At 44.9% G+C, this 6,822-nt stretch carries 6 protein-coding genes; 2 read left to right on the top strand and 4 right to left on the bottom strand.

Annotated features, from left to right (window positions below; genetic code table 11):
• On the top strand, positions 1–613 hold a 613-nt coding region (locus DP117_RS21410), incomplete at its 5' end, for a GUN4 domain-containing protein (protein ID WP_211176259.1).
• A gap of 361 nt (positions 614–974) precedes the next feature.
• Here the strand turns inward: DP117_RS21410 and DP117_RS21405 are convergent.
• From DP117_RS21405 to DP117_RS21395, 4 genes are all read right to left on the bottom strand, one after another.
• Positions 975–3,266: an adenylate/guanylate cyclase domain-containing protein gene (locus tag DP117_RS21405; RefSeq protein ID WP_169220263.1), complete on the bottom strand. Its 2,292-nt coding sequence runs from the start codon at positions 3,264–3,266 to the stop codon at positions 975–977.
• Positions 3,267–3,456: 190 nt separating this feature from the next.
• Entirely contained in the window at positions 3,457–3,606 is a 150-nt protein-coding gene (locus DP117_RS37335; protein WP_211176258.1) for a hypothetical protein, read from the bottom strand.
• A complete protein-coding gene (locus tag DP117_RS37330; RefSeq protein WP_339381353.1) occupies positions 3,560–3,721 on the bottom strand; it encodes a hypothetical protein in 162 nt (53 codons plus the stop codon). The genes DP117_RS37335 and DP117_RS37330 overlap by 47 nt, the downstream gene beginning before the upstream one ends.
• A 6-nt stretch (positions 3,722–3,727) precedes the next feature.
• On the bottom strand, positions 3,728–5,230 hold the full coding sequence (locus DP117_RS21395; protein ID WP_169220262.1) for an amidase: 1,503 nt from the start codon (positions 5,228–5,230) through the stop codon (positions 3,728–3,730).
• A 239-nt stretch (positions 5,231–5,469) separates the two neighbouring features.
• On the opposite strand from DP117_RS21395, the gene DP117_RS21390 reads away from it, so the two are divergent.
• Positions 5,470–6,063, top strand: coding sequence for a TetR/AcrR family transcriptional regulator (locus DP117_RS21390; protein ID WP_169220261.1), 594 nt, complete (start codon positions 5,470–5,472; stop codon positions 6,061–6,063).
• Positions 6,064–6,822 lie beyond the last annotated feature (759 nt).

Here is a 6,822-nt window from a genome sequence, read left to right as displayed (position 1 = left end):
GGACACGGGGACATGGGGACACGGGGACGCGGGGACAAAAGAATCTATGGACATGAACTCTTCGCTCTCCACGTCCCAAGCTCTATGCGTCACTGTGTCAGGAGCAAAGCAACTCGTCACTTCCCCATCAGTTTATTTGGACGACAAGCAGGATAAGCAAGAAATTGGCTACACACGATTGCGTGATTTACTGAAAGCTGGTCAGTGGAAAGAAGCTGACGAGGAAACAGCAGCAATGATGCAGAGAATAGCGGGTGGAGAAAAACAAGCTTGGGTACATGGCGCGACTATCGAAAACTTTCCTTGTGGAGAGTTGAACACCATTAACCGCCTTTGGCTCGAATATAGTCGCGATCGCTTTGGTTTGAGTGTGCAACAGCAGATTTTTGCCAGTGTAAATTATAACTGGGATGAATTTGGCGATCGCGTCGGCTGGTGTGGCAGAAAGGGTTGGTTTCGCCGCAGTGAAATTTACTGGAAAACTTATGCTGAACTGACATTTACCGACGCTGCACCAGTTGGACATCTCCCGGTTTTGGTTGTGTGGGAGTGGCGACAAAATCTGTTATCTCGCATTCAAGCTTGTCAGCAGCAGTCAGAAGTTAAAAATTAACGTGAGTTCGATGTATCCTGATTTGATCTCTCTCCAAACCTCTCCCCTCCTCTGGCTAACCCTCCCCTCTTAGGGGAGGGAAAAGGAGCAGCTTTTTTTACTGGGAGAGGCTTAATTAAAAATCCCATTTTTAGGTAGCTCCTCCCTCTCCTTGCAGGAGAGGGAGGTTGGGTGGGAGAGGTTCGTCGAACTCACGTTAAAAATTAGGAGTTTCAAGTTTTGACACTCAAGCGCGAGGTTCCAATACTCAACCATGAGTTCTGATAAGTAGGCGAAAACAAATTGAAGATAGCGTAGGGTGAGTTAGGCGAAGCCGTAAGGCACCAACCGCGAATTTGATGATTTGATGCTGTACTCTCGGCTAACGCATCCTACTCCCTACTTCCCCTTCACCCGATTGCCGAATGTAAGCAAGAAATGCCGCCGCCTCTGGTGGAATAGCTGTAAATCTAACGCCAACCTCAATTTGCTGATGGGCTGAGACTGATACGACTTTTGCATAAATGTCACCTAGTCTGTTGGCTTGTTCACCTCCAGGCAAAAGATGAATCAGCAGATTATTAAAGAGTTGCACGGGCTGAGGAGAACGTAATTCAGCGCTGGTTGTTGCTAGCTTGACTAAACTCCCCTGGAAGACTTCTTCTGTAGAATGCTCACCTTCTAAAATCGTGAACTGTAACGGGATTTCCTGCACCAGAGTTATCAATATTTCTTCGCATTTTTGGGGCAAGCATAAGTTAAATTTGCCACCTACGCCCCCAATATCGTAAATGGTGATTGGTTCCTGCATTCCTGGGGGCTTGACTTGCATTTGCCCATCGACTCGCAAAATGGAACCTGCGTCTTTGAAAGTGTCTTTAGAAACGAGAACTTGCTCACCTACCGTATAAGATTCAATTCTGTAAGCCAAGGTGACATTGCTTCCCATCACTGTGTATTTAGCACGCCGTTGAGAGCCAATATTCCCTGCTAACACTTCGCCAGTGTGGATACCTATGCCCATTTTTAGAGATGGTAAGCTCATACTCGATAGTTTGGTATTGATGCTATCCATCCCCAATTGCATAGCAAGGGCGCAAGCCACGGCTCTTGTGGCGTCATCCTCACGCTGAATGGGCGCACCAAAAATCACAAAAATGCGATCGCCCATGAAATCATTGATTGTCCCTTGGTATTGGGTGATAACATCAATCATCGCCTCCAGGTAAAGGTTGGCAATCTCCACTGCTTTCTCTGGTGATAAACGCTCTGATATAGCCGAAAATCCTTGTAAACGTGATATCAGCAGCGTCACTTTTCGCCTTTCACCTCCCAGTTTTAATCCCTTGGGTGTCTCCAACAGATTGGCAACAACTTCATCTGTAAGGTAACGTCCAAAGGCTTGGCGCATCATATTCGTATTCCGGGCAATATAGGCGGTGATGGCACCTGCAGACAGTAGCAACGCCAACACCCCTGGTACGACTGGAATCCACCACCCAGACAAAAAAGCCGCATAACTACCAACGACAACCGCGCCCCCCGCCAGCACAAGACTGGCGGATGTGAACGGTAAACTCACAGTCACTCCCTTAACAACTTTCTGTCTGGTGACTTTCCAGTACCGTTGTGTCCAACTTAATATTGCCCCAACAAACGCACAACCAAAAATCCACAACCCTTCCACTGGTTCTGACCAAACCTTAATTTGGGGGCGTCCTTCCAGCGCTGCACTTAAAAGCTGACTGGCGACATCGGCATGAATTTCTACCCCAGTAAATGGTTTAACATTTTGACCAAGGAATTCACTGCTGTAAGGAGTATAAAAGATGTCACCACTGCTTTCTGCTGTTACACCAATCAAGACAATGCGATCGCGTAGTAAATCCTTGGGTTGCCGTCCTTCTAAAACATCAGTTATCGAAACTTTACGAAAACCCTGCCGCAGACTGCGAAAGTTAGCTAATATCTGAGTCCCGCCTGCATCTGCTCCTACATACCCACCGTCATTCGCTTCAAACCGAACTAAAACAGCTTTACCTAACTTAAACTTACGACGCTGGCTCTGAGCCGCAGGAATTGGTTGGAGAGTAATTTCTTGAGCTGCCAAGTAGGTAAGAGCTAGCTCTGCGCCCAAACTATTATTAAGACTATTATTATCTTTTACAGTCAACACGCTGCGCCGGATTTTTCCATCTACATCTATCACCAAATCATTAGCGCTCACCTGTCCCAATTCGCTTAAGGTTTTTGGTGGGTTAACAGCAAAACCAGAGCGATCGCCAATCATCTTCTGAATGCCAATTAAGTTGGGCGTTGTTTTAAAAACCTTCTCCAACTCCTGATGACCGGGTTCTACGGGTAAATCTCGATAAATATCCAAACCTATTGCTCTAGGTTGCTGTTGTTTTAAAATTTCCAGCAATCGAGCAAGTTCACCATCCGACATCGGCCATTTCCCGTTGCGTATATCGGATTCATTAATCTCAACAATCACAACTCGCGTATCAACAGCTTCTAACGAACGTAGGCGAAAAAATTCATCCAAGGCTGCCCATTCTAATGGTTGTAACAACCCACAAGCACGTAATAAAATTAACACAAATGCCACGCTGGGAGCAGCAAGAAAAACGGCACGCCATTGCCATATTTGCTTTCTAAGATTTGCCCACATACTATTAGCTTCTCAATTGACGGTTGTGTTGCAAAAGCTCTTTGAGAATACAATATCATTCTGCGCAATTCCCCAAATACTGTAGCTTTTGATACTATTTTTGCGGCAATACACAAAAGCTGGTCACTCCTGACAAATGATAAATTGAGAATCAACCAAAGCCTGTGCCAAACACTTAATCCCCAAGGTTTTATAACCGCTTATGCTTTTCCTCAGGAGAACAAACAGAAAAACCCCGACGTGTGGACTTAACGCTAGCTAACTCCACTTGAAAACTGACCTTACGGCTCATTTCACCACTTTTGGCTTCCAATGTCCATGTACCAGCACGTAAAGTCATCAGATGAATTTGTAGCTAACTTTTGACCATTCAACCACCACTCTACAGGCGCTGTGGGTGTTCCTGCAAGCTTAAACTTTAGTTTTTGCTTGGTTTCATCACCGTCAGAGGTTATAACTGCTCAATAACCAGATGGACGTTGGAAGTTACCAATGACTTTGTTAAGTTCAGTGGCGATCGCCAACAATTCCATCTCTCGCCATCGCTGACCCACAATTTGCATTCCAATCGGTAATCCGTCCTTGGTTTGTCCGATAGGTATCACAACAACTGGATGTCCCGTGAGACTGAATGGCATCGTATAAGCACCAGAAGCCATAAAGTAAGGCACTTTTTTACCATCTATTTCCACAGCTTCACCTTTCGGGCGGTGCGTAAATGCGGTTGTCATTGCTACAGGACACAACCAGACGTCCCATTGCAAAAGTGCTTGTTCCATTTGGGCAATCAGGCGATCGCGTTCCTCTAAAGCCTGAAAGTAACCTTTCATCGTTGGATTTAAGAATGTGGGTAGAACTCCAGTTATGCTGTAGAGCGATTGCGCAGAGCGCACGCTTCGCGAACGCAGTTCCTTATCTCCTTGAGTCCACTCGCGAAACATCACAGAAATTGTCTTCCCAACTGCATCCAAATTCACAGGTTGAGAGTAAAGCATGGTGTAAGCAACCACAACATTATAGAGTTGTAAAGCAGCTGCAAAATCAAACCCTGGTGGAACCCATTGCTCAATGTGAACGCCCGTTTGTCCCAGAGTATTTGCAACAGCCTGCATTGCTAAACGAATTTCTGAGGAAACTCCAAAGCCTGGAAATTCATCTGTCCAAGCAATTCGCAGCGCTTGTAAACTTTGAGGACCGGGAGTATCTAGCCCAACAGGTGGGATATCAGGTTGACGTAAATCAGCTCCAGCGATGAGTTGTAGGCATAAAGTTAAATCTTCAATTGAACGAGCAAACGGTCCAGCAGTCAGCATTTGACGAATGCATCTAGGCATTCCTGGAACTTCCGGAATATGACCTGCTGTCGATACGCGGCGATCTGTTGGTTTGAGTCCAAAGACTCCGCACAAATGAGCAGGCTGGCGAATCGAACCTGCAATATCACTGCCTAAGTCTAGAGGCGAAAGCCCAGCAGCAACAGCAGCAGCACTACCACCAGAACTTCCACCTGATGTGTAATCTAGATTCCAGGGATTATTGACACGAGGAAATAAGTCGTTTGTACTTTGGTAGTCGCTAGCAAGTTCAGCTGGGTTCGTTTTACCCAAGATAACTGCCCCAGCTGCACGCAGGCGAGCAACAGCGGTTGCGTCTTGTTTAGGGATGTAGTTTTTGAGAGGTTTATAGCCTGCGGTAGTCAGCAACCCAGCAGTTTCAAAGATATCTTTAATTGTAATAGGTACTCCATGAAGAACGCCCCAGTTCTCACCTCGTGCTAAAGCTTCATCCGCTTGTTTTGCTCGTTGACGGGCGCGTTCTTCATCTAAGGTACAAATAGCGTTAAGTTTGGTGTTATGTTTGACAATTTGTGTTAAATGTGCATCTAAGACTTCAACAGCAGAGACAGTGCGATCGCAAATCATCCGAGCAAGCTTATGAGCAGGCGTAAACACTAAATCGGTCATAATGACTCCTGCGAAATATAGGAGGAAAAGACTCTAGGGGGAAGTCGCGACAGTGCAGAACTTGATAAAGTTAATTATATTCACTTTTAGTTAATTAAGTTAATTAAATGAACTGATACGAATTTGAAAAAAAAATGCGACAGATACATACTCCCAAACCCTTGTTATCTTAGGCTTTCTTAATTTTGAATTTTGTTAGCGCAGCGGTGCGCAGCACATTTTGAATTTTGAATTGTATTATGGGTCGTCCTACGAAAGAAAAATCTTTGACACAACAGGATGTGATTTCAGCGGCGATCGCCTGCTTAGAAAAAGAGGGAGAATCTGCTCTTGGGGTGAATCGAGTCGCACGGGAATTAGGAATCAAACCACCGGCGATTTACAAGCATCTCGATGGAAATGCAGGACTCCGGCGAGCAGTGGTATTGGCAATTTGGCGAAAATATCTAACGTACAGCCAACAACAAATGACTGGATTGAGTACACCTGATGCTTTGCTAAAAGCAGGCGGACATGCAACTCGTAACTTTGCGCGATCGCATCCAGTACTTTACAGAGTGATGATGCAATTTCAGCTACAGCCAACCGAACCGGATGCAGCAGCACTTATACAAGAATCTCTTGGCTTACTCCAAAGGTCACTACAACTATATGATCTAAATGACAACCAATTGATTGATGTCATGCGGATGGTGAACGCTGCAATTTATGGTTTCATTAGCCTAGAACAAGCAGGATTAATGACCCTAGAGCACTCGACGGATACCAGTTATGAAGTGATGCTTAATGCTCTCATTGTTGCGATCGAGCATATCAAACATGAAAGCGCTTAATTTGCAAGGTTGTCTGGGCGTTTATGCTTTGGCATCAGCGCAAACCGCCGGAGGCTTTAGCTTCTGGGTATCGCACTGATGCTAAATTTTCTTTTTTATTTTTTTATTGGGCGTTGCTGAATCAAGGTATGAATTGAGAAAATCACGATTTTGTCTTGACGTTGCATGCAACGTCAAGACAGAGGCTGGGGAAAATTAAAAATCTCTTGACAAACGCAATTCATGACCAAATTCAGCAACGCCTTTTATCAAAAGAAGTCAGGAGTCAGGAGTCAGGAGTCAGAATGAACGAGCGGTACTCAGAGATGCGGATGACTCTAGGGGTCGCGCAACCCCACCGTCTGTACGGTGTCTACAATTGGTTGGGGTCCCAAACCCCATCCATAAGATTGCTGAATTCTGAATTCTGAATTCTGAATTCTTCTTCATTGAGATAGCGCCAATCACTTGCCAAAAACATATCTTAATTTTTGCGCGATAATTATAACAGAACCAGAAAAATTTTGAAATCTATAAGTTGTATCTTAAGGTAGATAAGCACTTGCGTTCTTTGATAGAAGATTAAACATAAAGTGCGTTACGTCTGGCTTAAGCAGATGCGATCTTCTATGCATCAAACCGCAAAGCTTGAAAAGATAGCAGTGCTTAGGCAACCAGAAGTGAGCAAACTTATTTGTGTACTTCGACAATTGATAACATTGACCCAAAAGGAACTTGCAATCTTACTAGGCGTCGCTGACGGTACGATTAACCACTGAG

Origin of the sequence: Brasilonema sp. UFV-L1 (assembly GCF_012912105.1) — a bacterium.
Taxonomy (GTDB): Bacteria; Cyanobacteriota; Cyanobacteriia; order Cyanobacteriales; family Nostocaceae; genus Brasilonema.
Note: the sequence above shows the minus strand (reverse complement) of the source record. Positions and strands in the feature narration are given on the sequence as shown.